16 protein-coding genes are annotated in these 25,955 nt (G+C 74.5%); 5 read left to right on the forward strand and 11 right to left on the reverse strand.

What is annotated here, in order from left to right; translation table 11 throughout:
* Positions 1–3: 3 nt before the first annotated feature.
* Positions 4–897 carry an alpha/beta fold hydrolase gene (locus tag ACN6LM_RS02620; RefSeq protein ID WP_445063661.1) on the reverse strand — a complete coding sequence of 298 codons (894 nt, stop codon included), beginning with the start codon at positions 895–897 and terminating at the stop codon, positions 4–6.
* Between the two features lie 457 nt (positions 898–1,354).
* Entirely contained in the window at positions 1,355–2,047 is a 693-nt protein-coding gene (locus tag ACN6LM_RS02625) for a metal-dependent transcriptional regulator (protein ID WP_164401747.1), read from the reverse strand.
* Positions 2,048–2,231: 184 nt separating this feature from the next.
* Between ACN6LM_RS02625 and ACN6LM_RS02630 the strand changes: the two genes are divergently transcribed.
* On the forward strand, positions 2,232–2,987 hold the full coding sequence (locus tag ACN6LM_RS02630) for an SIS domain-containing protein (protein WP_445063622.1): 756 nt from the start codon (positions 2,232–2,234) through the stop codon (positions 2,985–2,987).
* Between the two features lie 55 nt (positions 2,988–3,042).
* Here ACN6LM_RS02630 and ACN6LM_RS02635 read toward each other — a convergent pair whose 3' ends face one another.
* Together ACN6LM_RS02635 and pdxH are read right to left on the reverse strand one after the other, a co-directional pair.
* On the reverse strand, positions 3,043–4,362 hold the full coding sequence (locus tag ACN6LM_RS02635) for a PAS domain-containing protein (protein ID WP_445063623.1): 1,320 nt from the start codon (positions 4,360–4,362) through the stop codon (positions 3,043–3,045).
* 356 nt (positions 4,363–4,718) lie between these two features.
* Entirely contained in the window at positions 4,719–5,354 is a 636-nt protein-coding gene (pdxH, locus tag ACN6LM_RS02640) for a pyridoxamine 5'-phosphate oxidase (RefSeq protein ID WP_445063662.1), read from the reverse strand.
* A 123-nt stretch (positions 5,355–5,477) separates the two neighbouring features.
* On the opposite strand from pdxH, the gene ACN6LM_RS02645 reads away from it, so the two are divergent.
* Positions 5,478–6,581 carry a citrate synthase 2 gene (locus ACN6LM_RS02645; protein WP_445063624.1) on the forward strand — a complete coding sequence of 368 codons (1,104 nt, stop codon included), beginning with the start codon at positions 5,478–5,480 and terminating at the stop codon, positions 6,579–6,581.
* Between the two features lie 69 nt (positions 6,582–6,650).
* On the opposite strand, the gene ACN6LM_RS02650 is transcribed toward ACN6LM_RS02645, so the two are convergent.
* Positions 6,651–7,001 carry an acyl carrier protein gene (locus tag ACN6LM_RS02650; protein ID WP_445063625.1) on the reverse strand — a complete coding sequence of 117 codons (351 nt, stop codon included), beginning with the start codon at positions 6,999–7,001 and terminating at the stop codon, positions 6,651–6,653.
* A 240-nt stretch (positions 7,002–7,241) separates the two neighbouring features.
* Between ACN6LM_RS02650 and ACN6LM_RS02655 the strand changes: the two genes are divergently transcribed.
* Genes ACN6LM_RS02655 through ACN6LM_RS02665 form a run of 3 tightly spaced genes read left to right on the forward strand, consistent with a single transcriptional unit; the run spans position 7,242 to position 9,385 of the window.
* Positions 7,242–8,003, forward strand: coding sequence for a thioesterase II family protein (locus tag ACN6LM_RS02655; RefSeq protein WP_445063626.1), 762 nt, complete (start codon positions 7,242–7,244; stop codon positions 8,001–8,003).
* A 36-nt stretch (positions 8,004–8,039) separates the two neighbouring features.
* A complete protein-coding gene (locus tag ACN6LM_RS02660) occupies positions 8,040–8,618 on the forward strand; it encodes a hypothetical protein (protein ID WP_445063627.1) in 579 nt (192 codons plus the stop codon).
* Positions 8,615–9,385, forward strand: coding sequence for a 4'-phosphopantetheinyl transferase family protein (locus ACN6LM_RS02665; RefSeq protein WP_445063628.1), 771 nt, complete (start codon positions 8,615–8,617; stop codon positions 9,383–9,385). The genes ACN6LM_RS02660 and ACN6LM_RS02665 overlap by 4 nt, the downstream gene beginning before the upstream one ends.
* Here the strand turns inward: ACN6LM_RS02665 and ACN6LM_RS02670 are convergent.
* From ACN6LM_RS02670 to ACN6LM_RS02695, 6 genes are all read right to left on the reverse strand, one after another.
* Positions 9,313–10,554: a cytochrome P450 gene (locus tag ACN6LM_RS02670; protein ID WP_445063629.1), complete on the reverse strand. Its 1,242-nt coding sequence runs from the start codon at positions 10,552–10,554 to the stop codon at positions 9,313–9,315. The genes ACN6LM_RS02665 and ACN6LM_RS02670 overlap by 73 nt on opposite strands.
* A 141-nt stretch (positions 10,555–10,695) precedes the next feature.
* Positions 10,696–11,448 carry an SDR family NAD(P)-dependent oxidoreductase gene (locus ACN6LM_RS02675; protein ID WP_445063630.1) on the reverse strand — a complete coding sequence of 251 codons (753 nt, stop codon included), beginning with the start codon at positions 11,446–11,448 and terminating at the stop codon, positions 10,696–10,698.
* On the reverse strand, positions 11,445–12,467 hold the full coding sequence (gene gntD / locus ACN6LM_RS02680; RefSeq protein ID WP_445063631.1) for a guanitoxin biosynthesis L-enduracididine beta-hydroxylase GntD: 1,023 nt from the start codon (positions 12,465–12,467) through the stop codon (positions 11,445–11,447). Before gntD ends, ACN6LM_RS02675 begins: the two co-directional genes overlap by 4 nt.
* A complete protein-coding gene (locus ACN6LM_RS02685; RefSeq protein ID WP_445063632.1) occupies positions 12,464–12,682 on the reverse strand; it encodes an MbtH family protein in 219 nt (72 codons plus the stop codon). The genes gntD and ACN6LM_RS02685 overlap by 4 nt, the downstream gene beginning before the upstream one ends.
* Positions 12,683–12,845: 163 nt before the next feature.
* The gene (locus ACN6LM_RS02690) at positions 12,846–19,334 is read right to left on the reverse strand and encodes an amino acid adenylation domain-containing protein (protein WP_445063633.1); all 6,489 of its coding nucleotides are present in this window, start codon (positions 19,332–19,334) and stop codon (positions 12,846–12,848) included.
* Positions 19,316–25,759, reverse strand: coding sequence for an amino acid adenylation domain-containing protein (locus ACN6LM_RS02695; protein ID WP_445063634.1), 6,444 nt, complete (start codon positions 25,757–25,759; stop codon positions 19,316–19,318). The genes ACN6LM_RS02690 and ACN6LM_RS02695 overlap by 19 nt, the downstream gene beginning before the upstream one ends.
* Positions 25,760–25,955 lie beyond the last annotated feature (196 nt).

The following is a 25,955-nucleotide window of genomic DNA, read 5'->3' on the forward strand; positions in this document are numbered from 1 at the left end:
GAGTTACGGGGACACGGGCTCGCGGTCGTCCCGCGCGTCCTCGGACAGCTGCTCCAGGAACGGTTCGACCGCGGCGCGCCAGCCCTCCGGCTGGTCGAAGTGCACGAGGTGGCCGGCGTCGGCCACCTCGGCGTACCGGCCGCGCGGCAGGACCCGGACCATCTCCTGCGCCTCCGCCCGGCCGAGCTCGCCGTCCAGCCCGCGCAGCACCAGCGTGGGGCACCTGACCTGGGCCAGCTCCTCCCAGTGCGCTTCGAACACCCAGGTGGCGCGGGACTCCAGCATCTGGCGGCGCGAGAAGACGGGCCACCAGCCGCCGTCCCGCTCGGCCATCACCTCGGCGTAGAACGCGCCCCGGGAGGGGCTGGGGCGCTCCACCCACGGGTCCTCCTCGCCGAACCACCGCCGCACGGCGTCGGGCGAGGCGAAGGGGAGCGGCCAGCTCCCGAACCAGTCCTCCCACTCGCGCTGCGAGGCCGCGCCGAGCGCGGAGGCGCGCATGTCGCAGACGACGAGCGCGCGGACCAGGTCGGGGCGCTTGGCGGCGAGCTGCCAGGCGGTGAGGGCTCCCATGGAGTGGCCGACGAGGGTGACGGGGGCGAGCCCCAGCTGTTCGATGACCGCCTCGGCGTCCGCCACGTAGGCGTCCCGGGTGTAGGGGCCGTCGGCCGGTTTCCCGCTGTCGCCGTGGCCGCGCTGGTCGAGGCCGACCGGGCGGTGCCGCTCGGCGAGCCAGTCGGCGGTGGAAGCCCAGTGCGAGGCCCGGCCCATCAGGCCGTGCAGCAGTAAGACGGCGGGGGCCGGGGCGCCGTCCGCGCCCGCCGCGGGCGGGTCGGCGAACTCCCAGGCCGCGAGGCGTACGCCGTCCGATCCGGTCACTTCGATGCGCCGCGCCATAGCTTCTGGCACCCCCTTCTCTCCCTGGGTCACCGGGTGGTCGTGCCGGCCAGACTATCGAACCTCTATTCGAAAACCGGGATCTGCCGGCCAACACCGCTCGTTCGAGTGACGGCTTCCCAGGATTGACGACGGCAGCGGAGGGGAGATGTTCTGCAGGAGGCGGGCCGCTCGGGGATGAGGGCTCGCGGGACCGACCTCGGGAGCTCGGGGCTCCAGGTCGGACACAGGGAGGGACGGGTCCCGGCGCCTTGCGGCGCCGGGGCCCTCCGCATGTCTGCGTACGACGGGTGCATCGCAGCTCCCCTCCCCGGCGGCACGGGCGGTGGCCCGCACGCTCAGCCACCCCTCCGCCACAGCGTGGCACGGTCCGCGCCGGAGCGCTGCGGTTCGGTACGGAAAAAGAGAGAAACCGGGCACCGGCGGCTGCCGGTGCCCGGTTTCCCGGAAAGCGCGTCTACCTCTTGGCGACGAAGACGTGCGAGGCGACCTCGGAGTCCAGCTCCGCCGCCTCGCCGCTGCTGCCGACCAGCACCCCGCCGGGCGACTGCGTCACGCTGACCACGGAGCCGGGCTGCACGCCCGCCCGCCGCAGCGTGTACATCAGCTGGGCGTCCGTCTGGATCGGCTCCCCGATCCGGCGGACCACCACCGTCTTGCCGTCGCTGCCCGGGTCGAGGTCGGAGAGGCTGACCATGCCCTCGTCGAGGAAGGGGTCGGCCTCGGCCTTCTCGCCCAGCTCCTCCAGGCCCGGGATCGGGTTGCCGTACGGCGACTCCGTCGGGTGGCGGAGCAGCTCCAGCACCCGGCGTTCGACCGCCTCGCTCATCACGTGCTCCCACCGGCACGCCTCGGCGTGGACCTGCTCCCACTCCAGGCCGATCACGTCGACCAGCAGGCACTCGGCAAGCCGGTGCTTGCGCATGACGCGGGTCGCGAGGCGGCGGCCCTCCTCGGTCAGCTCCAGGTGCCGGTCGCCCGCGACCTGGACCAGGCCGTCGCGCTCCATCCGCGCCACGGTCTGGCTGACGGTCGGACCGCTCTGGTCCAGCCGTTCCGCGATCCGGGCGCGCATGGGGACCACGCCTTCCTCTTCGAGTTCGAGGATGGTGCGGAGATACATCTCCGTGGTGTCGATCAGTCCGGACATTCGTGCCCCTCGATGCAATCGTGCGCTGGCCCTGGCATCAATTCTGACGCATCGCGCGCGGAACCGTGCCGCGCCGTCGCCACCGGGGTCGTGCGGTATTGACAGGTCACTGGTCCAGACCGCAACGTGATCGGCGTTACGGACGCCCCATGGACATCCCACCCCGCCGGAAAGGTCCTCCCCGATGAGCGAAAGCAAGCTGGCCGGTCAGTTCTTCGATGCGGCGATCGGCCTGCTGGGGAGGGTGCGGGACGAGGAGGCCGGGAACATCGCGGCCGCCGGTGCCGCGATCGCCGACACCGTCGAGGCGGGCGGCCGGCTCTTCGCCTTCGGTGCCGGGCACTCCTCGCTCGCCGCGCAGGACGTCGTCTACCGGGCGGGCGGGCTCGCCCTGATGAACCTCATGGCCGTGCCCGGGACCCTCGGCGTGGACGTCATGCCCGCCACCCTGGGCTCCGCCCTGGAACGCGTGGACGGCCTCGCGGGCGCGGTGCTCGACTCCAGCCCCGCGAAGTCAGGCGACGTGCTCGTGATCATCTCGCTCTCCGGGCGCAACGCCCTGCCCGTCGAGATGGCCCTCAACGCCCGCGCGCTGGGCCTGAAGGTCATCGGCGTCACCTCGGTCGCGTACGCGGAGGAGACCCGGTCCCGGCACAGCTCGGGCGGCTTCCTGCGGGACCACTGCGACATCGTCCTCGACAGCGGGATCGCGGTCGGCGACGCGGAGCTGGAGGTGGACGGCATCGAGGCGCCGTTCGCGCCGGCGTCCACGGTGGTCACCAGCGCGATCATGCAGGGCATGATGGCCGCGGCGGCGGAACGGCTGCTGGAGCGGGGCATCGAGCCGCCGTTGCTGCGGTCGGGGAACGTGGACGGCGGGCACGAGTGGAACGGGCGCGTGATGTCGCAGTACGCGGAGCGGATTTTCTACCGGCACTAGAGCCTGGGGCTTCCCGGACCGGGGGCGCCGTTTCCCGGCGGCAGCGGTTCCGTCCTCAATCGCCGGACGGGCTGGACATGCGCAGGTCCACCGAGGCCGCCACCCGGGCGGCCACCGTTTCCGCGTACGTCGCGTCCGGGCGTTCGAACGCGCTGCGGTGCGCGGAGCGGAGGAACGTCACCACGCCCAGGGTGCGGCCGCGGCTGCGCAGGACCGTGGCGAGCGCGTGGACCGCGTCCGGGGGCCACTGCCGCTGCCGCGCCCACTCGCCGTCCGTACGCCCCGCCCCCGCCGACGTGCGCACCGAGCCCGTGCGGTCCACCGCCTGGAGGGCCGGGTGGCCGGGCGCGTACCGCAGGGGGATGCCGCCGCCGGCCACCGGGAGGCAGGGGCCCGGCGCGTCGGCCGGGGTGGCCGCCGCCCGGACCAGGCGCTCCCCCGCCACCAGGTCGACCAGCGCGTGGTCGGCGAACCCGGCCAGCGCGAAGTCGAGCGACGACATCGCGGCCTCCATCGGGTCCTCGCACTCCGCGGCGGACCGCGCGGCGCGGTGCAGCTGGTTGGAGCGGAACCGCAGCCGGTCCGCCTCCTGGGCGGCGAGCCGGGCCTCCGTGACGTCCTGGAAGACCCAGCCGGCGCCCAGCGGCACGGGCTCCTCGGTGAGCGGGGAGGCCAGCCGCAGGAAGCCGCTGCGCCAGCAGCGACGGCGGGTGCCCTCGCCCCCGCGCAGGGTCACCCACAGCTCGGCGGGCGGGCCCGGCGCCCCCTCGGCCAGAACGTGCTGAAGGGCGCCTTCCAGCTCCTCGACCCCCTGGGCGATCGCCTCGCCGAGGGGCCGCCCGAGCAGGGTCGTACGGCCGCCGCCCAGAGCGCGGGCCGCGTGGGCGTTGACGACGGTGGGGCGCAGGTCCACGTCGACCAGGACGACGCCCCAGGAGGCGTCCTCGAACAGGGCCTCGCTGAGCGCGATCGCCCGTTCCAGGTCGATCTGGGCGTGGACCTCGCTGAACGCGCAGTACACCCCGGCCGGCTTCCCGTCCGCGCCCCGGACCCCGGCGGACTGGGTGCGCACGAGGACCCGGCCGCCGTCCTTCCGGAGCAGCGCGAACTCGTGCACCTGGCGGCCCGGCGCGCCCATGACGGCCATCAGCCGCCCCTGCACCTCGTCCGCGTCGGCCCGGCGCACGGCCCATCCGGCGAAGCCCGGGCGCCCCACGGCCTCCTCGGCGGACCAGCCGAGGACCCGCTCGGCCTCGCGGTTCCAGTGGGTGACGGTGCCGTCCGCGTCGAAGGCGCAGAGCGCCGCGTCCATGCCGTCGAGGAGGGCCGCCAGCAGCTCCGCGCCGGCCGTCCCCCTGCTCGTGGAAGCACTCATCCCGGTCCCCCTGCGCGAGGTGTCCGCCATAACCGCACGTCAGACCATTGAACTCGAACGTGACCCAGGGCACAGGGACTTTCCCGGAAATCGGTCCGCCGTTAATTCGGTTGTGCGGGCCCGGAGGGGTTCCTAAGCTGTCCGTACACGTTGAAAGGAGGTGATCCGAAAAGTGCAGTCTTATCGGATTCGTGAGGTGGCTGCGGGCTGACAGCCCGTCGTCGCACTTCGTGCACCTCGGCGGACTGTCTGCCGAAACCCAAGCAGTCACCGACCCGCAGGCTCGCCGGTAGATCCGGCCGGCTCCTCCGCAAGGAGGGACCAGAGCCTGCGGGTTTCCGCATGTCGGGGGCGATTCACGGGCACAGCCGCTCGACCCGCCATGTCCCGTCCTCGCCGCCCTCGCGGACGTAACGCAGCCGGTCGTGGAGCCGGTTCTCGTGGCCCTGCCAGAACTCGATGGTCTCGGGGACGACGCGGAAGCCGCCCCAGTGCGGGGGCGCCGGGACCTTCTCGCCCTCCGGGTAGCGGGACGACAACTCCTCGTAGCGGGTGAGCAACTCCTCGCGGCTGCCGATCACCGTCGACTGGTCGCTCGCCCAGGCGCCGAGCTGGGAACCGTGCGGGCGGGTGCGGAAGTAGGCGACGGTCTCCTCGCGGGGGACGCGGGCCGCGGTGCCGGTGACGATGACCTGGCGGGCCAGCGGGTGCCAGGGGAAGAGCAGCGAGACGTACGGGTTGGCCGCCAGCTCGCGGCCCTTGCGCGAGCCGTAGTTGGTGAAGAAGACGAAGCCGCGCGCGTCGTACATCTTCAGCAGCACCGTGCGGGACGAGGGGCGGCCCTCGGGGGTCGCCGTGGAGACCACCATGGCGTTCGGCTCGTGCAGCATGCCGCCGGCGGCGACTTGGCGGAACCAGAGCGCGAACTGGTCCATCGGATCGGGCGCGAGCGAGTCCTCGGCGAAGGTCTCGGATCGGTATTGCTCGCGCATCGCGGCCGGATCGGTGGTGGAATCGAAGGAGGAGTCTGGGGTGGGCACGGTGCCATCCTGCCGCAGCGGCCGGACGGGCTGGAGATCCCCCCGGCGCAGCCGTCGATCCGAGGGAGCCGCCTGATGTCCGACTTCGTACCCGGACTCGAAGGAGTCGTCGCGTTCGAGACGGAAATCGCCGAACCCGACAAGGAAGGCGGTTCGCTCCGGTACCGGGGCGTCGACATCGAAGATCTCGTCGGTCACGTCTCCTTCGGCCATGTGTGGGGCCTGCTGGTGGACGGGGCGTTCGAGCCCGGTCTGCCGCCCGCCGAGCCGTTCCCGATCCCCGTGCACTCCGGTGACGTCCGGGTGGACGTGCAGGCCGCGCTGGCGATGCTCGCCCCGGTCTGGGGGCTGAAACCGCTGCTGGACATCAACGCGGAGACCGCCCGCGAGAACCTGGCGCGGGCCGCCGTGATGGCGCTGTCGTACGTGGCGCAGTCGGCGCGCGGACAGGGCGTGCCGATGGTCCCCCAGCGCGAGATCGACAAGGCCGAGTCGGTCGTGGAGCGGTTCATGATCCGCTGGCGGGGCGAGCCGGACCCCCGGCACGTGAAGGCCGTGGACGCGTACTGGACGTCCGCCGCCGAGCACGGCATGAACGCCTCGACGTTCACCGCCCGGGTCATCGCCTCGACCGGGGCGGACGTGGCGGCCGCGCTGTCCGGGGCGGTGGGGGCCATGTCGGGCCCGCTGCACGGCGGCGCCCCGTCCCGGGTGCTCGGCATGATCGAGGAGATCGAGCGGACCGGCGACGCCACGGCGTACGTGCGGAAGGCACTGGACAGGGGCGAGCGGCTGATGGGCTTCGGCCACCGCGTCTACCGCGCCGAGGACCCGCGCGCCCGGGTGCTGCGGCGCACCGCCGAGGAGCTGGGCGCGCCCCGCTACGAGGTGGCGCGGGCGCTGGAGAAGGCGGCCCTGGAGGAGCTGCACGCGCGGCGCCCGGACCGGGTGCTCGCGACGAACGTGGAGTTCTGGGCGGCGATCATGCTGGACTTCGCCGAGGTCCCGGCGCCCATGTTCACGTCGATGTTCACCTGCGCCCGTACGGCGGGCTGGTCGGCGCACATCCTGGAGCAGAAGCGCACGGGCCGCCTGGTGCGCCCGTCGGCGCGTTACGTGGGCCCGGGCGCGCGGAGCCCGCGCGAGGTCGCGGGGTACGCGGAGCCGAACCGGCCGTAGGGGGCGCCGGACCGCATGCCGTGTGCGGGGGACAGCACGGCATGCGGCCGTTCCGGGGGGTGCAGCGCCTTACGCGGCCTGCGGCGCCCACTCGACGCCGTAGCGGGCGAAGATCAGCTGGATGTCGTCGTCGTTCGGCAGGTGCCCGGCGCCGCCGTCGAGTTCGGCGGCGATGAGCCCGGTGACGTCGCCGACGCTCTCCAGCGACATCGCCTTCTCCGGCGGGAGCGGTTCGAGTCCGAACAGGTCCTCCAGGGTGAAGGCGAGTTCGGCCAGGGCCAGCGAGTGGTAGCCCAGGTCGGAGATGAGGCGCTGCTCGGGCCGGCTGTCCTCGTTCTTCTGGGGGGCGACGAGCAGCACGAGCCTGCTCACCAGATCCTCCACCGAGCCGGAGTCGATCACGGTGCTGCTGTCAGTCATGGGACTTCTCCACTTTCGGGTGCCGACCTGATCCGGACGAAAGGCCCTGGCCATGCTGCGGCCGGTGAGCACCGGACTCCAGGCAACAACTCCGGCAAGGGCGCGGCAACTCCGTACGGAATCCGGGCTTCCGACGAGCGGTCCAGTTGCCTGCGGCATGCCGGAATCGTTGCCTGGAGAGGGCACCCGGGCCGCTGCCACAATGCTGTGCGACCGTGACCGGACAGCAGAGGTGGACCCATGAGTGTGACGGCGCGGCCGCAGGACGAACGCTGGGTCTCCGGCCGGCTGGCCGTCGGCACCGCGCACACCCGGCTGATCTGCGTACCGCAGGCGGGCGCGGGCGCCGGGGCCTTCTCGGGGTGGCGGCGGCACGTCCCGCCGGGCATCGAGCTGGTCCCCGTGGAGCTGCCGGGCCGGGGCACCCGGCAGGACGAGCCCATGCCGGACGGGTTCGACGAGCTGTCCGAACGGCTGCTGGCCGGGCTGACGCCCGAATTCACCATGCCGTACGCCCTGTTCGGGCACAGCTTCGGCGGGGCACTGGTCTACGAGCTGAGCCGCCGGATCGCGGCGCGGGGACTGCCCGCCCCGGTCGCCACCCTCGTCTCCGGCTTCCGGGCCCCGCACATCCCGCCCCCCGCGACCATGTCCGAGGCGTCCGACGAGGGGCTGCTCGACTGGCTGCTCCGCAACGGCGGACTGCCGGAGGAACTCCTCGCCCACCCCGAGTTCCTGCACCAGATCATGCGCCCCATGCGCACCGACCTCCGGCTCGCGGAGAGCTACCTGCTCGCCGAACCGGACCCGCTTCCCGGCCCGTTGCACGTGTTCGGTGGCGCCGACGACGAGGTGACGCGCGCCGACGGACTGCCCGAGTGGCGGCACTGCGCCGGAGCCGGCTTCTCGCTCACGCTGCTGCCCGGCGGTCACCACTTCCCCCACACCGGCCCCGCCGCGATGGTCGCCGCGCTGACGGACGCCCTCGCGCGCACCGCGTAACCCGTACCCCCCACCCCCGACCCCAAGGGAACGCCCATGCTCAGCCTGCTCGCCCACGGCTCCGCCGCCCCCACCGCGCAGCTCGCGGCGGTCCACGTCGACGGGAGCGGCGACTTCGCCGTCGTGTTCAACACCGTTCTCGTCGTGGGGATCACGGTGGGGGTGCTGATCACCCAGTTCACCGCACGGGAGGTAAGGCCCCAGATGTACATCTGGTGCGCGCTGCTCGTGGCGCGGGGCTGTGTGCCGCCGGGCCCGAGCGAGGCGACGGCGGGCGGGATCGGCTTCCTGGCGCTGGCGCTCGCCGTCTCCGTGGTGTTCGGCGCGCTGCGCGCCCGGTCGATGCCGATGTGGCGGACCCCCGCGGGCAAGGTGATCCGCAAGGGCGGCATGGGCACGATGTGGCTGTGGCTGGCGACGATCGCGGCGCGGCTCGTGGTGGGCGCGATCGCGCATGTGGCGACCGGTGAGCCGATCAACATCAACGCGCTGTGGCTGGGCATGGGCGTGACGCTGCTCGTCCAGCAGTACTTCCTGGGCCTGCGCGCGAAGGACTCCACCCTGCCGGTACGGGAGTCGGCCGCGCCGGCCGCCGGTCCCCGGACCTCGGAGTGACGGACGGGCTGCTGCCCGCCGGGGTGATCCTGGTCGAGACCTTCGGTGACACGGGGGCCGCGGCCGGGATTCGCCTTTTCCCGGAGGAGGAGGCGCTGATCCCGGATGTGGTCGAGGAGCGGCGGCGCGAGTTCACGACCGTACGGGGCTGCGCCCGCGAGGCGCTGCGGCGGCTGGGCAGGGAGCCCGCGCCGCTGGTGCGGGAGGGCCGCGACGGGCCGAAGTGGCCGGAGGGCCTGGTGGGCAGCCTGACGCACTGCGTGGGGTACCGGGCCGCCGCCGTCGCCCCCGCCGGGGCGTTCCGGGCGGTCGGGATCGACGCCGAGCCGGACGCGCCGCTGCCGCACGGGGTGGCGGGGCGGGTGCTGGGTGCCGGGGAGCGCGCGGCCGTCGCGGAGCTGGGGCGCGCCGGGGTGCCGGTGGCGTGGGACCGGCTGGCGTTCTGCGTGAAGGAGGCCGTGTACAAGGCCTGGCATCCGCTGACCGGGCTGCCGCTGGGGTGGCTCGACGCGGAGGTCTCCCTGTCGGCGGACGGCACGTTCACCGCGCGGGTGCCGGCCGGCCCGGTGCCCGGCGGGCCCCCGTTCCCTGCGCTGCTGCGGGGGGCCTGGGCGGCCGGGCACGGGCTGCTGCGGGTGGGGCTCGCCGTACCGGCCCCGGTACCGGACGGCGGTACGGGGCCGGGGGCGGCGGCTCAGGCGGAGGTCAGGGCCCTGGACGTCAGGGTCACCGGGAGGCTCGCGAGGCCGTTGAGGAAGTTGGAGTAGACCCGGCTCTCCTCACCGGTGACCGCCAGCTCGGCGGCGTACTCGCGCAAACCCTCGACCACGGCGGAGAGTTCGGCCCGGGCCAGGTAGGCGCCGATGCAGAAGTGCGCCCCGTGGGCGAAGCTCAGGTGCTTGTTCGGGGTCCTCGCCAGGTCGAAGCGGTAGGGGTCGGGGAAGACCGTCTCGTCGAAGTTGGCGGAGGCGTTCCAGACGGTGACGACGTCGCCCTCCTCGATGAACCGGCCGCCGAGGAAGGTGTCCTGGGTCGCGGTGCGTCCGCTGTGCAGGGCGGGGGTGGTCCAGCGCAGGATCTCCTCGACCGCCTGGGCCACCGGTACATCGCCGTCGCACAGGGCCCGCCACTGGTCCGGGTGGTCGACCAGGGCGCGGAAGCCGCCGATCATCGCGAGCCGGGTCGTCTCGTGGCCGCCCATGATGATGCTGTAGCAGTTGAAGATGATCTCCTCGTGGGTCAGCGGGCGCCCGTCGACCTCCTTGCTGACGAGCAGGCTCACCACGTCGTCGTACGGCTTCTCGCGCCGCGACTGGGCGAGTTCGGAGAAGTAGAGCAGCAGGTCGTTGCGGGAGGACCAGGTGCCCTCCTGGGTGGGGGCGCCGTCGGTGGAGGAGAGCGCCGACGACGTCAGCTCGATGATCAGACCCCGGTCCTTCGGCGGGACGCCGAGCAGGTCGCAGATCGCGGCGAGTGGGATGTGCGCGGCGACGTCGGTCGCGAAGTCGCAGCTGCCGCGCTCCACGGCCTGCCGGATCAGCTCGCGGGTGGAGCGCCGCACGCTGTCCACGACGACGTCCAGCGAGCGCGGCGAGAAGGGCTTGCTGAGCACACCGCGGAGAGCGGAGTGCGGGCGGCCGTCGGTGACGGCGAGCATCCGCCCGGCGGCGGAGTCCCCGCCGTGGAGGAGGGTGTCGAGCACGTTGCCGCGCTCGGAGGTGAAGGTGCGGCTGTCCTTGTAGACGGCGGCGACGTCCTCGTAACGGGTCAGCACCCAGAAGCCGTCGGTCTGCCCGGCCGGCGGGTGCCAGTGCACCGGCGACTCGGTCCGCAGGTGGCTCCACAGCTCGCGCAGGTCGTACGTGGCGTGCAGCCGGGGGTCGGACAGGTCGGCCGTGTCGAGGTGCGCCGGGTCGAACACGGGGCGCTCGGTCATGATCGTTCCATTTCTGCGGTCGTGTTCGGCGGTCGTGTACGGCGGTCGTGTACGGCGGTCGTGTACGGCGGTCGTGTTCTGCGGTCGTGGGCGGGCCGGGGCCGCCGGAGGTGAGGGTCCGGCGGCCCCGGGCGCGTCCTGCTACGGCTGTCCGGTGTGGCCGGGGAAGAAGGCCGTCGTGGCGCCGGCGGTCTCGCCGCCGTCGACGACGAGTTCCTGGCCGGTGATGAACCGGGCCCCGTCCGAGGCCAGGAAGTGGAAGGCGGCGGCGATCTCCTCCGGCAGGGCGTGCCGCCGCGCCGGAATCCGCGCGTTGACCTCGTCCAGCATGGCCGGGGTGTACTCCGCCTCCTGCATCGGTGTGAGCACCGCCCCCGGGGTCACGCACGCGGTCCGGATCATCGGGCTCAGCTCCATGGCGAAGGTCTGGCAGAGCGAGGCGACCCCGGCCTTGGAGGCGTTGTAGTCCGCGTAGAGCGGGTAACCGCGCGAGCCGTTGACGGACGCGGTGGCGAGGAGCACGCCGTCGCCCTGGCGGACCATGTGCCCGGCGGCGTGCCGCCACAGCGCCAGGACGCCCATCAGGTTGACGTCGAGGGTCCTGCGCGCCTCGGCCTCGGTGAGTTCGAGGACGCCGTGGCGGATGCTGATCCCGGCGTTGGCGATCACCACGTCGAGCCGGCCGGTGGACTCCTGGACGGCGGCGACGGCCTCGCCCACGGCGTCCCAGTCGGCGACGTCCACGTCGAGCCACCGGACGCCGGGGACCTCGCCGTCCGGCTTCGCCACGTCCAGGTTGACGACGTGGTCGCCGTCCAGGGCGAACCGGGCGGCGACCGCCCGGCCGATGCCGCTGGACGCCCCGGAGACGACGACCGTACGGGCCCCGGTCACAGGATCACCCGGTGGCTGTCCGTGGTGGACGTGTTCAGACCGCGCCGCAGATTGCGGCTGACCAGCTGCTTCTTCAGCCAGCGGTCGGTGCCGTCGTAGCGGGCCCGGAAGGAGCGGCGGCCGTGCGCGGCCAGGTAGTTGTCCACGACGAGCAGGGAGCCCTGCTCCACCACCACGTCCTGCTGGACCCGTTCCAGCTCCTCCATGAGCCGGTCCAGCGCGGCTACGGCCCGGGGGTCGTCGTCCACGCAGCGCATGAACGGCCGGTCGATGCGCAGGTACGGGCTGAGCCGGTCGCCGAGCAGGACCGCGCTGGGCACCGGCCGCTCCAGCATCCGCCGGGCCTCGGCGAGTGCCGGGTGGTCCGGGTTCCACGCCTCCATCTGCCGGATGTGCTCGGTGTCGGGCAGGATGTGGAAGCTCTCGGAGGCGAGGATGTCGCGGTCCTCGTCGGAGAGCCGGATGTCGCGGACCGAGGCGACGATGGTCGGCACCCGGTCGTGGTTGCGCAGGCCGAGCAGCATCAGGTAGTCGCAGCGCTGCGGGTGGAAGCCGTCCTCGGTGTGGAACTCCAGGAGCGATTCGCTGCCGTAGCCGCTCTGGTTCTCCTCGTCGCCGGCGATCGGCAGGACGTTCTGCACGAGCCGCCCCTGCTGGAGCGTGGCCCAGGCGAACGGCTCGCCGAGCACCATCCCGCAGAGCGCGAGGGCGAGTTCCTGGTCGAGGGCGTTCTTCATGGCGATCGCCTCGCTCCAGTGCGCGGGGGTGGCGCCCAGGGCCTCGTCGTCCACGGGGAAGCCGTGGACCAGGCAGGCCGCGGACTGCTCGGTGCGCCGGAAGTCCTCCAGGAAGGCGCGCAGCCCGGCCGGCAGGACCTCGACGGCCTGCCAGGAATGGTCGTAGAAGTCGGGGAACGACGGGTCGCCCGCGCTGTCGCGCAGCGAGGCGAGCCCTTCCCCGAGCTCGGCGGTCTCGCGGCCGGTGAGGGTGTACGCGGCGACGCTCTCCAGGACGGTCATCGGGCGCTCCCCTCGGTGGCGGCGACCAGGCTCTTCGGGCGCATGTCGGTCCAGCTGGCCTCGATGTACGCGAGCGCGGAGGCCCGGTCGGACTCACCCAGCGCGGTCGTCCAGCCGGCCGGGACCTCGGCGAAGGACGGCCACAGCGAGTGCTGCCCCTCGTCGTTGACGAGGACCGTGAAGGTCCCCTCCTCGTCGTCGAACGGATTCGCCATCGTCGTGTCCTCTCTCTGGCCGGCCGGGGCCGGTCGGGTCCGGTCCTGTTGCGGCCCCATCGGCCGCGGGGTGGTGCCGCCCTCGGAACCGGCCGAGCAGGGTCCCTGCCGGTTCGTCGCGGGGCGTGGTCCCCGGCGCGCGCGGGCGTGCGCCGGGGAGGTCTCAGGCGGAGTCGTCGTCCCACTCCGCGGTGAACTCGTCCAGCTCGTCCTGGTCCAGGGCGACCAGCGGCTCCTCGGGGACCGCGGCGGGCTGCCGGGCCTCGGAGCCGAGCCGCTTCGCCAGCGCGGCCAGACCGGCCACGGTGCGGCCCGCGAAGACGTCGCGCGGGGCGATCTCGTACCCGGCCCTGCGCGCCCGCGTGACGAGCTGGATGGACGTGATGGAGTCGCCGCCCAGGTCGAAGAAGCTGCTGTCCGCCCCGGCCCGGTCGACCTGGAGCACGTCCTGGAAGAGCGCGCAGAACAGCTCCTCCGCCTCGCCGCGCGGGGCGCGCCCGGTCGCCGCGGCGCTGAAGTCCGGGGCGGGCAGGGCGTTGCGGTCGAGCTTGCCGCTGGGGGTGACCGGCCAGGCGTCCAGCTCGACCACGGCGGCCGGGACCATGTAGTCGGGCAGCACCGCGCCGACCCGCTCCCGCAGCGCCGCCGGGCTGACCCGCTGGCCCGGTGCGGCGACGACGTACCCGACCAGGCGCCGGATGCCGGGGGCGTCCTCGCGGGCGACGACGACGGACCGGTCCACCGAGGCGTCGGCGGTGAGCGCGGCCTCGACCTCGCCGGGCTCGATCCGGAAGCCGCGCACCTTGACCTGCTCGTCGCTGCGGCCCAGGTACTCCAGCTGCCCGTCGGCGGTCCACCGGGCGAGGTCGCCGGTGCGGTACATCCGGGTGCCGGGTGCGCCGTACGGGTCGGCGAGGAAGCGCTGCGCGGTGAGCGCGGTGCGGCCGAGGTAGCCGCGGGCGAGCCCGGCGCCCGCGATGTGCAGTTCGCCGGGGACCCCGGGCGGGACCGGGCGCAGCGTCTCGTCCAGCACGTAGACGCGGCTGCCGGCGACCGGGCGGCCCATGGGCGGGGCGGTGCGGCCGGCCAGGGGCGCGCTCATGGTGGCCATGACCGTGGACTCGGTCGGCCCGTAGGCGTTGACCATGCGGCGCCCGGCGGACCAGCGGGCCACCAGGTCGGGCGCGCACGCCTCGCCGCCGACGACGAGTGTGACGCCCTCGGGCAGGCCGCCCTCGGGGACCACGGCCAGCGAGGACGGCGGCAGCAGCAGGCAGTTCACCCCGTACCGGGCGACGGTGTCCACGAGCGGCTGCCCCGGCAGGAGCTCACCGGCCGGTACGACGACCGCGCAGGACCCGGTGAGCAGCGCGGTGCACAGCTCCCACACCGAGGCGTCGAAGCTGGGCGAGGCGTAGAGGAGGACCTTGCCCAGCGGCTTCGCGTCGAGCCCGTCCGCCTGGGCGGCCATCATCGAGGCGAGCCCGCCGTGCGTGACCAGGACGCCCTTCGGGGTACCGGTGGAGCCCGAGGTGTAGATGACGTACGCGGCGGACGCCGGGCGCAGCGGGCCCGTCCGGTCGGCGTCGGTGAGGTCGGCGTCGGAGGTCGACGCGGGGACCGTCAGCTCGTCCACGTACAACCGGGCGGGGCCGCCGTCCTCCTGGGCGGGCAGGCCCTCGGCGGCCTGGCGGGTGGTGAGGACGAGGTGCGGGGCCGCGTCGCGGAGCATGAACGCCACGCGGTCGGCCGGGTAGGCCACGTCGAGCGGCAGGTAGGCGGCGCCCGCCTTGAGCGCGGCGACGATCGACACCACGGAGTCCGTGGAGCGCGGCATGGCGACGACGACCAGCCGTTCCGGGCCGGCGCCGTGGGCGGCCAGGACGCGGGCCAGGCGGTTGGCGCGGGCGTCCAGCTCGGCGTACGTGAGGGTGCCCCCGGGGCCGGTCACGGCGGGCGCGTCCGGGTGGGCGGCGGCCTGCCGGGCGAACAGCTCGGGGAAGGTGGCCGGGGTCGCGGCCCGGGCGTCGGCCCCCCGGTTGGGCTCGGCGACCAGGCGGTCGAGCTCCGGTGCGGAGAGCAGGCCGATGCGGCCGGTCGGCAGGTCCGGGGTGGCGACGAGGGCGTCCAGGACGCGGCCCACCACGGTGAGCAGCCGGTCCGCCTCGTCGTGCGTGAAGAGGTCGCCCCGGTAGTTCAGTTCGAGGCTCAGACGCTCGCCGGGCACCACGACCAGGCTGAGCGGGTAGTGGGTCGCGCCGGGGGCGGCGGTGTCGTCCACGGAGATCCGGAGACCGGGCACCTGCTCCTGGACGGCGGCCCGGTCGACCGGGGTGTTCTCGAACCCGAGGACCGTGTCGAAGAGTTCGCCGTGGCCGGCGCCCTGCTGCACGGCGGCCAGGGAGACGTGGTGGGCCTCGCCGAGGGCGGCCTGCTCGTCCTGGAGCCGGGTGAGGACGCCGGTCAGGGGCTGGCCGGGTTCCCAGCGCACCCGGACCGCGATGGTGTTCATCAGCATGCCGACGACGGACTCGGCGCCGGGCAGCTGCGGGGTGCGTCCGGCGACGGTGGCGCCGAAGACGACGTCGCGGCGGCCGGTGAGGCGGCCGAGGGCGACCGCCCAGGCGTACTGGAGGACGGTGTTCAGGGTCAGTCCGTGGGCGCGGGCGGCGGCGGTGAGCGCCCGGGTCTCGTCGGCGCCGAGGCGGTGCGCGACGAGGTCCGGGACGACGGCGGCGGCCGCGTCGGCGCCGGGCGCGACCAGGGTCGGCCCGTCGAGCCCGGCCAGCGCGTCCTTCCACAGCCGGTCGCCCGTCCCGTCCTGGGCGGCCAGCCAGCCGAGGTGGTGGCGGTACGGGGTGACGGCCGGCAGGGAGGCGGAGGCGCCGCCGTTCGCGTACAGCTCGAACAGGTCGCGGAACATCAGGGGCAGCGACCAGCCGTCGAGCAGGATGTGGTGGTGGGTCAGCAGGAAGAGGTGCCGGTCGTCGGCGAGCTTGACCAGGGTGACGCGCACCAGCGGCGGTGCGGCCAGGTCGAAGCGGCGGACCCGGTCCTCGGCGAGCAGGGCCGCGACCCGGTCGCGCTGGGTCTCCTCGTCGTACCCGGTGAGGTCGAGGTCCGTCCACGGCAGGGCGACGGCCGCGGGCACCACCTGGACGGCGGCCCCGCCGGCCGGGCGGACGAACGCGGCGCGCAGGTTGTCGTGCCGGGCCAGCAGCGCCTCGCAGGCGGTCCGCAGCACGCCCGCGGCCAGCTCACCTTCGAGTTGCAGGGGGCGCTGGGTGTTGTAGACGTCCACGCCGTCCTCGGCGAGCAGGGCGTGGAAGTGCATGCCCTGCTGGAGCGGGGTCAGCGGCAGGACGTCCAGGTGCCCGGGGAAGTCCCGGTCCAGCTCGGCCCGTTCCTCGGCGCCGAGGGTGACGAGCGGCCCCTCCGGCGGTACGAAGGAGGGCTCGGCGTCGGCGGTCGTGGTGGCGGCGGTGGCCAGCGCGGCGACGGTGCGGTGGGTGAAGACGTCCTTGGGGGTGAGCGCGAGGCCCGCCTTGCGCAGCCGGGAGACCAGCTGGAGGGAGAGGATCGAGTCGCCGCCCAGGTCGAAGAAGCTGTCGTCGGCACCGACACGTCCGACGTGCAGCACCTCGGCGAACAGCTCGCACAGCAGCCGTTCCCGGTCGTCCTTCGGCGCCCGCCCTCCGGCCGCACCCGCGAACTCCGGGGCGGGCAGGGCGCGGCGGTCCAGCTTGCCGTTGATCGTGAGGGGCAGCTCGGGCAGCGTGACGACGGCGGCGGGCACCATGTGCGCGGGCAGCACCCCGGCCAGCCGGCCGGGCAGCCCGGCGAGGTCGGCGGAGGCGTCGGCGGGCACCACATAGGCGACGAGCCGCTTGACGCCCGGCCGGTCCTCGCGGGCCAGGACGGCCGCCCGTGCCACGGCCGGGTCGGCGGCGCAGACCGCCTCGATCTCGCCGGGTTCGACGCGGAAGCCGCGGATCTTGACCTGGTCGTCGGCGCGCCCGGCGAACACCATCGTGCCGTCGGGCAGCCACCGGCCGAGGTCGCCGGTGCGGTACATGCGGGCGCCGGGGGCGCCGAAGGGGTCGGCGACGAAGCGTTCGGCGGAGAGCCCGGGGCGGCCGAGGTAGCCGCGGGCGAGGCCGGCCCCGGCGATGTACAGCTCGCCGTCCGTACCGGCGGGGACGGGGCGCAGCCGGGCGTCCAGGAGGTAGACGCGGGTGTTGTGCGCGGGGCGGCCGATGGCGGGGCGCTCGCTGTCGCCGGTACGGCACAGCATCGCGTCGACGGTGCACTCGGCGGGGCCGTACAGGTTGTAGCCGTTCAGGCCCTCGGTGGCGCGCAGTGCGTCCCACAGGTCGTCGCCGACGGCCTCGCCGCCCAGTGCGAGCGTGGTCGGGCGGTGGCCCTCGGCGGTGAGGAGTCCGGCCGCGAGGAGGGAGCGGGCGAAGCTGGGCGTGGTGTCGAGGACGTCGATCCGCCGCCCGGTGACGTACGCGGTCAGCGCGTGCGGGTCCTTGCGGGTCTCGTCGTCCACCAGGTGCAGTTCGTGGCCGCCGGTCATCCACAGGAGCTGGCTCCACGAGGCGTCGAAGACCAGCGCGTTGGTGAGCGCGACCCGCATCCGCCGCCCGCCCGCCGCCTCGGACTCCGGCGCGAAGAACCGGTCCCGGTGGCTGTGGAACATGTTCACCAGCGCGCGGTGCTCGACCGCGACGGCCTTGGGCGTGCCGGTGGAGCCCGAGGTGGAGATGGTGTAAGCGAGGTGCGCGGGGAGGAGCGGGGCGGTGCGGTCGGCGTCCGTGAGGTCGGCGTCCGAGGGCGCTCCGGCACCGCCGTCGAGCCGGTCCGCGAGGGCGTCCAGGGAGAGCCGGTCCGGGCCGCCGTCCGGGAGCCCGGCCGCGACGGCGTCCGTGGTCACCAGGAGGACCGGCGCGGTGTCGGCGAGCAGCGCGGTGATCCGGGCGGCCGGGTACTCCGGGTCGATCGGCAGGTAGGCGGCGCCGGCCTTCAGCACGGCGAGGATCGCCACCACGGTGTCGGCGGTGCGGGGCAGCGCGAGCGCGACGAGGGTGTCGGGGCCGGCGCCCCGGGCGGCGAGGAGCCGGGCGAGCCGGTTGGCGCGGGCGTTGAGGGCGCCGAAGGCGAGGGCCTGCCCGCCGCCGACGAGGGCGGTCGCTTCGGGGGTGGCCCGCACCTGCGCCTCGAACACGTCGGGGAGGGTGGCGTCGGGGACTTCGCGGGCGGTGTCGTTCCAGGTGTAGAGGGTGCGGCGGCGCTCCTCCTCGGTGAGCAGGTCGACGCGGCCGGCGGGGGTGTCCGGGGCGGAGACGAAGCCTTCGAGGAGCAGCCGGAGCCTGCCGAGGAGGGCGGTCGCCGCAGCGGTGTCGAAGAGGTCCTGGCGGTGGTTGAGTTCGAGGCGCAGTTCGTCGCCCGGGTAGACGGCGAGGCTGAGCGGGTAGTGGGTGCCCTCGTGGGCCTCGTGGCCGGTGGCCTCCACGATGGAGATGGCCATGCCGGGGATCGCCTTGGACGCGGCCAGCGGGTCGATCGGGAAGCTCTCGAACGCGACGGTGGTGTCGAAGAGCTCGGTGTGCCCGGTGGTCCGGTGGATGTCGGCGAGGCCCAGGTAGTGGTAACCGCCGAGGCGGGCCTGCTGGTCCTGGAGCCGGGCCAGCATCGCGGACAGCGGCTCGTCCGGGTCGATGCGCAGCCGGGCCGGCACGGTGTTGATGAGCAGGCCGACCATGTGGTCGACGCCGGGGATCTGCGGCGGGCGGCCCGCGACGGTGGCCCCGAACACGATGTCGTCGCGCCCGGTCAGGGAGGCCAGGAGCAGCGCCCAGGCGCCCTGGACGACGGTGTTGAGGGTGAGCCCGCGCTGCCGCCCGGCCGTGGTGAGCGCCGCGGTCAGCTCGGCCGGCAGGTCCGCGATGACGCGCTGCTGGCGGCCCGGGGTGCCCGCGGTGGCCGCCGGGGCGACCAGCGTCGGCTCGGCGAGGCCGTCCAGCGCCTCGGCCCAGGCCCGTTCGGCCTCGCCCCGGTCCTGGGCGTCGAGCCAGCCCAGGTAGTCGCTGAACGGGGCGACCGCCTCCAGGCCGGGCAGGCCCGCGTCGCCCCGGGCGCGCCGGTAGAGGCGGAAGACGTCGCGCAGCACGATGGGCAGGGACCAGCCGTCGACCAGGATGTGGTGGTTGGTGATGACGAGGACGTGGCGTTCGGCGCCCAGCCGGACCAGGGTGAAGCGGACGAGCGGGGGCCGGGCCAGGTCGAAGCGGCGCTCGCGGTCGGCGGCGAGGAGCCGGGTGAGCCGGGCGCGCTGCTCGCTCTCGCCGAAGCCGCTGAGGTCGCTCTCCTCCCAGGGCACCTCGACGGAGCGGGCCACGGCCTGGACGGCCTGGCCGGAGCGGCGTTGCAGGAAGCCCGCGCGCAGACCGGAGTGGCGTTCCAGGAGCTGCCCGCAGGCGCGCTTCATGGCCTGCGCGTCCAGGGCCCCGGCCAGCTCCAGGGGCGTCTGCATGTTGTAGAAGTCGACGCCCTCGGTGTCGTAGAGAGCGTGGAAGAGCATGCCCTCCTGCAAGGGGGACAGCGGCAGGACCGCTTCCAGCGAGGTCTGCTTCACTTGGAGTTCTCCCATTGGGCTTCGAGCTCTTCGAGCTCGTCCAGGTCGAGCGGGACGAGGGGCTGCTGGGCGGGGGTCCAGGCGCCCTCGCCCGCCGCGACGTCCTTGGCGTGGGGGGCGAGCGCGGCGACGGTCTTGTGCGTGAACACGTCGCGCGGGGTGAGGTCGAGTCCTTCGGTGCGGGCGCGGCCGGCCAGCCGGATCGACATGATCGAGTCGCCGCCGAGGCCGAAGAAGTCGTCGTCGATGGAGACCCGTTCCAGGCCGAGCACTTCGGCGTACAGGCCGCAGAGCAGCGTCTCGCGGGCGTCGCGCGGTTCGCGTCCGGCGGGGGCCGCCGAGAACTCCGGTACGGGCAGGGCCTTGCGGTCCAGCTTTCCGTTGGGGGTCAGCGGCAGGGCGGCGACCTCCATCAGGACGGACGGCACCATGTAGCCGGGCAGCGAGGCGGCGAGGTGTTCCCGGAGCGCGTCGGCGTCGAGGGGCCCTGCGGCGGGGACGGCGTACGCGACGATGCGCGGGGCGCCCGCCCGGTCCTCCCGGACGATGACGGCGGCGCGGGACACCGAGGCGTCGGCGGTCAGCACGGTCTCGATCTCGCCGAGCTCGATGCGGTGGCCGCGGATCTTCGTCTGGTGGTCGGCGCGGCCCAGGTACTCCAGCTCCCCGTCGGCCCGGCGGCGGCCGAGGTCGCCGGTGCGGTACATCCGGGTGCCGGGCGCGCCGTACGGGTCGGCGACGAAGCGTTCCGCGGTGAGCCCGGGCCGGCCCGCGTAGCCGAGGGTGACACCGGGCCCCGCGATGCAGATCTCGCCGCTCACCCCGGGGGGCACCGGCCGCAGCCGGGCGTCGAGCACGTACACCCGCAGGTTCGACGCGGGGCGGCCGACGGGCACGGCGGCGGGTTCGGCGCCCGCGACCGCCAGGTGGCTCGTGGAGTAGACGGACACCTCGGTCGGCCCGTACAGGTTGTGCAGGGCGGCCCCGCTCACCGCGCGGAATCGTTCCACCAGGCCGGAGGTCATGGCCTCGCCGCCGCAGAACACCCGCCGCAGTCCGTCGCAGCGGTCGGCGCCCGGCTCCTGGACGAAGACTTCGAGCGTGGAGGGGACGAACTGGGCGACGGTGACCTTCTCCCGGCGGATCAGGTCGGGCAGGTAGCCGGGCCGGGTGTGCCCGTCGGGCTCGGCGATCACGACGGCGGCACCGGTGATCAGCGGCCAGAAGATCTCCCACACCGAGGGGTCGAAGCTCATCGACGTGCGCTGGAGGACCCGGTCGCCGGGGCCGAGCGGGAACGCGTCCTGCATCCAGTGCAGGTAGTTGGCGACCCCGGCGTGCGCCACGACGATGCCCTTGGGGCGGCCGGTGGAGCCGGAGGTGTGGATGACGTAGGCCGGGTGCAGGGGCAGCGGGCGGTCCGGCGCCGGGCCGTCGGCGGCCGGGGCGCCCGAGGTCAGCGCCGCGTAGTTGGCCGGGTCGATGACGAGGACCGGGTCGGCGTCGCTGAGCATGTTGCGGACGCGCTCCGCCGGGTACTCCGGGTCGATCGGCAGGTAGGCGGCCCCGGCGCGGTGGACTGCGTGCAGGGCGACGATCAGCTCGACCGAGCGGGGCAGGCTCACCCCGACGACCCGCCCGGGCCCGGCGCCCTTCGCGGCGAGCGCGGCGGCGAGGCGGCCGGCCCGTGCGTCCAGTCCGGCGTACGTCACCGTCTCGGCGCCGCAGACGACGGCGACCGCGTCCGGGGTGCGGGCGGCCTGGGCCGCGAACAGCTCGGGCAGGGTGGCGTCCGGGAAGGCGCGGACCGGGCCCGTGCCCGCCGCGAGCGCCCCGGACGTCTCCTCGGCGGTGAGCAGACGGATTCCGGCGACCGGCTGGTCCGGGTCGGCCGCGAACGCCGCGAGGGCGAGCCGGAGCCGGGTGAGGACCGCGTCGGCCTCCGCCCCGGTGTACAGGTCGGCCCGGTAGGTGAGTTCCAGGCGCATCCGGTCGCCGGGGGCGGCGATCAGGCTGAGCGGGTAGTGCGTGGCGCCGGTGGCGTCGGACTCCTCGACGCTGATCCGCAGGCCCGGGACGGCCCGGCCGATGGACGCGCGGTCCACCGGGGCGTTCTCGAAGACGGTGCTGGTGTCGAAGAGTTCGGGCATCCCGGTCAGCCGCTGGAGCGCGGCGAGCCCGAGGTGGTGGTGCCCGGTGAGCGCGGCCTGCTCCGACTGCACGGTGGCGAGGAGCGCGGCGAACGGCTGCGCGGGGTCGACGCGCACCCGGACCGGGACGGTGTTCATCAGCATCCCGACCATCTCCTCCACACCCGGGAGCAGCGGCGGCCGGCCGGAGACGGTGGTGCCGAACACGACGTCGTCCCGGCCGGTGAGCAGTGCGAGGAGCAGCGCCCAGGCGCCCTGGACGACGGTGCTCGCGGTCAGGCCCCGGGTGCGGGCGGCCGCGTTCACCGCCCGGGTCAGCTCCTCGTCCAGTTCGGTGACGGCGAGGGCGGGGGTGCCGGTGGCGGCCTGGGCGCCGGGGGCGACGAGGGTCGGCTCGTCCAGGCCCGCGAGTGCGGTGCGCCAGGCGTCCTCGGAGGCCGTGCGGTCCTGGGCGGCGAGCCACGCGAGGTGGTCGGAGACCGGGACGGCGGGCGGCAGGGCGGAACCGGCGCCGCCGTCCGCGTACAGCAGGAACAGGTCCCGCAGCACCAGGGGCAACGACCAGCCGTCGTACAGGATGTGATGGTTCGTGAGGACGAGCAGGTGCTCGTCCGGGGCGGTGCGCACGAGGCCGAAGCGGATGAGCGGCGGCGCGTCCATCGGGAAGCGGCGGGCCTTGTCCGAGGCGAGCAGCGTGGACAGCGCGGCGGCGCGCTCCGGCGCGGGCAGGTCCGCGAGGTCGTGGAAGGCCCAGTCCGGTTCGAGGCCGCCGCAGATCACCTGCACCGGCACGCCGGACCCGGCGCGGTCGAACGCGGCACGCAGCGCGGGGTGCCGGTCGAGCACGCCCCGGCAGGCGCGGCGCAGCGCCTCGGTGTCGAGCGGCCCGGCGAGCCCGAAGACCTTCTGCACGTTGTACGGGTCGGGGCCGGTGTCCGCGTCGCCGTCGCGGAGGGCGGCGCCGGAGTAGAAGGCGTGGAAGAGCATGCCCTCCTGGAGCGGGGCGAGCGGGAGCAGCGCCTCCGCGTTCCGCCCGGCCCAGCGGGCGCGCAGGGCGGCGGCCTCCTCGGGGCCGACGGGTTCGGGCACCGGCGGGGTGTCCGGCGTCGCGTCGCCGGGGGCGTCGATGCCCGCCGCGTGGGCGGCCATGGCGGCGACCGTGCGGTGCGTGAAGACGTCCTGCGGGGTGAGGCCGACCCCGGCGCGGGCGGCGCGGGTGACGAACTGGACGGCCACGATCGAGTCGCCGCCGAGGTCGAAGAAGTTGTCGTCGATGCCGACGGCGGTGGCGCCGAGGAGTTCGCCGATCAGCTCGCACAGCAGCCGTTCGCGGGCGTCGCGCGGGGCGCGGCTCTCGGCGGCGCCGGTGAACTCCGGTGCGGGCAGGGCGTTGCGGTCCAGCTTGCCGCTGGGGGTCAGGGGCAGCGCGTCGAGCACCACGACGGCGGCGGGCACCATGTACTCGGGCAGCCCGGCGGCGGCCAGCTCCCGCAGTGCGGCGGGCTCCGGCACCGCGCCGGGGCGGGGCACCACGTACGCGACGAGGCGGCGTACGCCGGGCGCGTCCTCGCGGACGACGACCGTGGCGTGCCCGACGGCCGGGTCGGCCGCGAGGACCGCCTCGATCTCACCGGGCTCGATCCGGAAGCCGCGCACCTTGACCTGGTCGTCGCCGCGGCCCAGGTATTCCAGCTCTCCGCCGGCGGTCCAGCGCGCGAGGTCGCCGGAGCGGTACATCCGGGCCCCGGGCTCCCCGTACGGGTCGGCGACGAACCGCCCGGCGGACAGGGCGGGGCGGCTCAGGTAGCCGCGCGCCAGGCCGGAGCCCGCGATGTACAGCTCGCCGGCCACGCCCGCCGGGACCGGGCGCAGCGCCTCGTCCAGGACGCGCACCCGGGTGCGGTGCACGGGGCGGCCCATCCGGGGCACGGTGCGGCCGGCGAGCGGGTCGCTCATGGTGGTGATGACGGTGGACTCGGTGGGCCCGTAGGCGTTGACCATGCGGCGCCCGGGCGACCAGCGCTCGACCAGGTCGGGCGGGCACGCCTCGGCGCCGACGACGAGCGTGACGCCCGGCGGGAGCGAGCCCTCCGCCATCACGGACAGCGCGGAGGGGGCGAGCAGCAGGCAGCTGACGCCGGTCTCGGCGATGAGGGCGGCCAGGGCGGGGCCCGGCCGGAGGCGTTCGGCGGGGGCGACGACCGCGCAGCCGCCGGTGAGGAGCGCGGTGCACAGCTCCCAGACGGAGGCGTCGAAGCTGGGCGAGGCGAACATCAGGACGCGCTCGCCGGGCCGCAGCGCGAGCCGGTCGGCCTGGGTGGAGGCGAGGGCGGCGATCCCGGTGTGCGGGACCAGGACGCCCTTGGGGCGTCCGGTGGACCCGGAGGTGTAGATGACGTACGCGGTGTGGCCCGGGCGCAGGGGCGCGGTGCGGTCCGCGTCGGTCAGGTCGCTGTCGTCGGCGTGCGGCTCCAGGGACGCCTCGTCCAGGACGAGTTCGTCGAGGAAGAGGTCGCCGACGAACAGCTCGTCCAGGAACAGCTGCTCGGGGAGGTCCGTCAGGCCGTCCAGCCGGGCGGCGGCGGGCCGGGTGGTGAGCATCAGGGCGGGGCGGGCGTCGTCCAGCATGTACGCGATGCGCTCGGCCGGGTACGACACGTCGACCGGCAGGTGCGCGGCGCCCGCCTTCAGGACCGCCAGGACGGCCACGACCGCCTCGGGCGAGCGGTCCATGGCGACGGCGACCCGGGTGTCGGGCCCGGCGCCCTTGCGGGCGAGGAGGCGGGCCAGCCGGTTGGCGCGCGCGTTGAGCCGTTCGTACGAGAGCGTGGTCTCCCCCGCCCGTACGGCGTCGGCGTGCGGGGTGGCCCGGACCTGGCGCTCGAACAGCTCGGGGAAGGTGGCCCCGGCGTCCGGCCGGCCGGTGTCGTTCCACTCCACGAGGACCCGCTCGTGCTCGGCGGGGCCGAGGAGCGGGACCCGGCCGATCGGGAGGTCGGCGGGGGCGGTGGCCAGCGCGGTGAGGTAGCGCAGGAAGCGGTCCTGGTGGGCGGCGAGCTCGTCCTCGGTGTAGCGGTCGGCGGGGGCCTCGAAGTCGATGGCGGCGCCCTGTCCGGTGCCCTGGGGGCGGACGCTGATGTTGAGGTCGGGGACCGGGCCGCCCTGGAGGGTGCGCGCGTAGGTGGGGTGGCCGTCGAAGAGCAGGTCGCTGCTGGTGGGCAGGATGTTGACCTGCACCCCGAAGAGGTGGCCGCCGCTGCCGACCAGCTTGAGGTCGCGCCGCAGGTCGTCGTACGGGTAGTTCTGGTGCTCCAGGAGCTCGGCCAGCCGCGCCGCGACCTGGCGGAGCAGCTGGGAGCGGGTGGTGGCCGGGTCGACGGTGAGCCGCAGCGGGAGCTGGTTCGCCATCATCCCGGGGTTGTTGCGGGCGATGTCGGTGCGCCGGGCCGCGACCGGGACGCCGATGGTGAGGTCGCGCTGCCCGGTCATGCCGTGCAGATACGCGGCGACCGCGGCGAGCACCGGCACCGTCCAGGTGGTCCGGGCCTCGCGTCCCGCGGTCCGGAGCGCGGCCAGCGCGGATTCGGGCAGCTCGGCGGTGCGGGTGGGCAGTACCTCTCCGGCCCGGCCCGGCACCGTACGGTCCGACAGTGTGGCGGTCTCCGGCTGCACCGCGAACCGGTCGAGCCAGTACGCGCGGTCGCGGGTGAAGCGGTCGGACGCGCGGTAGGCGGCCTCCTCGGAGACGAGCTCGGCGAGGGTGTTCAGCGGGGCGCCCGCGGACTCCTCACCGGCCGCCTCGGCGGCGTACAGCTCGGCGACCCGGCGGGTGAAGAGCACGCTGCCGAAGCCGTCGATGAGGATGTGGTGGCAGCGCTTGTACCAGATGAAGTGCTCGGGCCCCAGCTTCAGCAGCACCTCGTTGAACAGCGGGTCGCGGACGATGTCCAGGGCGGTGTGCCGGTCCTCGGCCATCCAGCGCAGCGCCTCGGCGTGCGGGTCCGGGCGGCCGGAGAGGTCGATCTCCCGCAGCAGCTCGCCCGCCTGCGCGACGGCCGTCTGGTACGGGCCCTGCGGGCCCTCGCCGAAGACCACGTCGAAGGTGCCGCTCTCGACCTCGGCCCGGCGGACCGCGCGCCGGAGGATGCCGGCGTCCACCGGTCCCCGGATCTCCAGGTAGTCGGCCAGGTTGAACGTCGAGGTGGGTGAGGCGAGCCGGTGCGCGAACCAGACCCCGCGCTGGGCGGCGGTCAGCGGAAACGGGGTGCCTTCGGTGACGAGCGGAGTCATCGGACGACGACCACCTTCCCGGCGCGTTCCAGCGCGCCTCGGTCTGGTGCCCTGGGCCGGATCGCGGGGTGTTGGGCGCGGTCCGCAGGGCGGGACGTCCGGCGGTCGTGGGGCGCCGGGGCGACGGCGGGCGCGGCCGCCCCGGGGCGTGCGGGGCGGCGACGGCAGGGTGTCGACGGGCCGGCGCCGTGGGTCG

It is taken from the genome of Streptomyces sp. SAS_281, assembly GCF_052542855.1.

What these genes read in the sequence shown, in the direction of transcription:
- pdxH (WP_445063662.1), bottom strand. Translation starts at nt 5,354, where the DNA reads ATGCGCGAGCAATACCGATCCGAGACCTTCGCCGAGGACTCGCTCGCG.
- ACN6LM_RS02690 (WP_445063633.1), bottom strand. Translation starts at nt 19,334, where the DNA reads ATGGGAGAACTCCAAGTGAAGCAGACCTCGCTGGAAGCGGTCCTGCCG.
- ACN6LM_RS02660 (WP_445063627.1), top strand. Translation starts at nt 8,040, where the DNA reads ATGCTCAGCCTGCTCGCCCACGGCTCCGCCGCCCCCACCGCGCAGCTC.
- ACN6LM_RS02695 (WP_445063634.1), bottom strand. Translation starts at nt 25,759, where the DNA reads ATGACTCCGCTCGTCACCGAAGGCACCCCGTTTCCGCTGACCGCCGCC.
- ACN6LM_RS02685 (WP_445063632.1), bottom strand. Translation starts at nt 12,682, where the DNA reads ATGGCGAATCCGTTCGACGACGAGGAGGGGACCTTCACGGTCCTCGTC.
- gntD (WP_445063631.1), bottom strand. Translation starts at nt 12,467, where the DNA reads ATGACCGTCCTGGAGAGCGTCGCCGCGTACACCCTCACCGGCCGCGAG.
- ACN6LM_RS02655 (WP_445063626.1), top strand. Translation starts at nt 7,242, where the DNA reads ATGAGTGTGACGGCGCGGCCGCAGGACGAACGCTGGGTCTCCGGCCGG.
- ACN6LM_RS02635 (WP_445063623.1), bottom strand. Translation starts at nt 4,362, where the DNA reads ATGAGTGCTTCCACGAGCAGGGGGACGGCCGGCGCGGAGCTGCTGGCG.
- ACN6LM_RS02625 (WP_164401747.1), bottom strand. Translation starts at nt 2,047, where the DNA reads ATGTCCGGACTGATCGACACCACGGAGATGTATCTCCGCACCATCCTC.
- ACN6LM_RS02620 (WP_445063661.1), bottom strand. Translation starts at nt 897, where the DNA reads ATGGCGCGGCGCATCGAAGTGACCGGATCGGACGGCGTACGCCTCGCG.
- ACN6LM_RS02670 (WP_445063629.1), bottom strand. Translation starts at nt 10,554, where the DNA reads ATGACCGAGCGCCCCGTGTTCGACCCGGCGCACCTCGACACGGCCGAC.
- ACN6LM_RS02645 (WP_445063624.1), top strand. Translation starts at nt 5,478, where the DNA reads ATGTCCGACTTCGTACCCGGACTCGAAGGAGTCGTCGCGTTCGAGACG.
- ACN6LM_RS02650 (WP_445063625.1), bottom strand. Translation starts at nt 7,001, where the DNA reads ATGACTGACAGCAGCACCGTGATCGACTCCGGCTCGGTGGAGGATCTG.
- ACN6LM_RS02630 (WP_445063622.1), top strand. Translation starts at nt 2,232, where the DNA reads ATGAGCGAAAGCAAGCTGGCCGGTCAGTTCTTCGATGCGGCGATCGGC.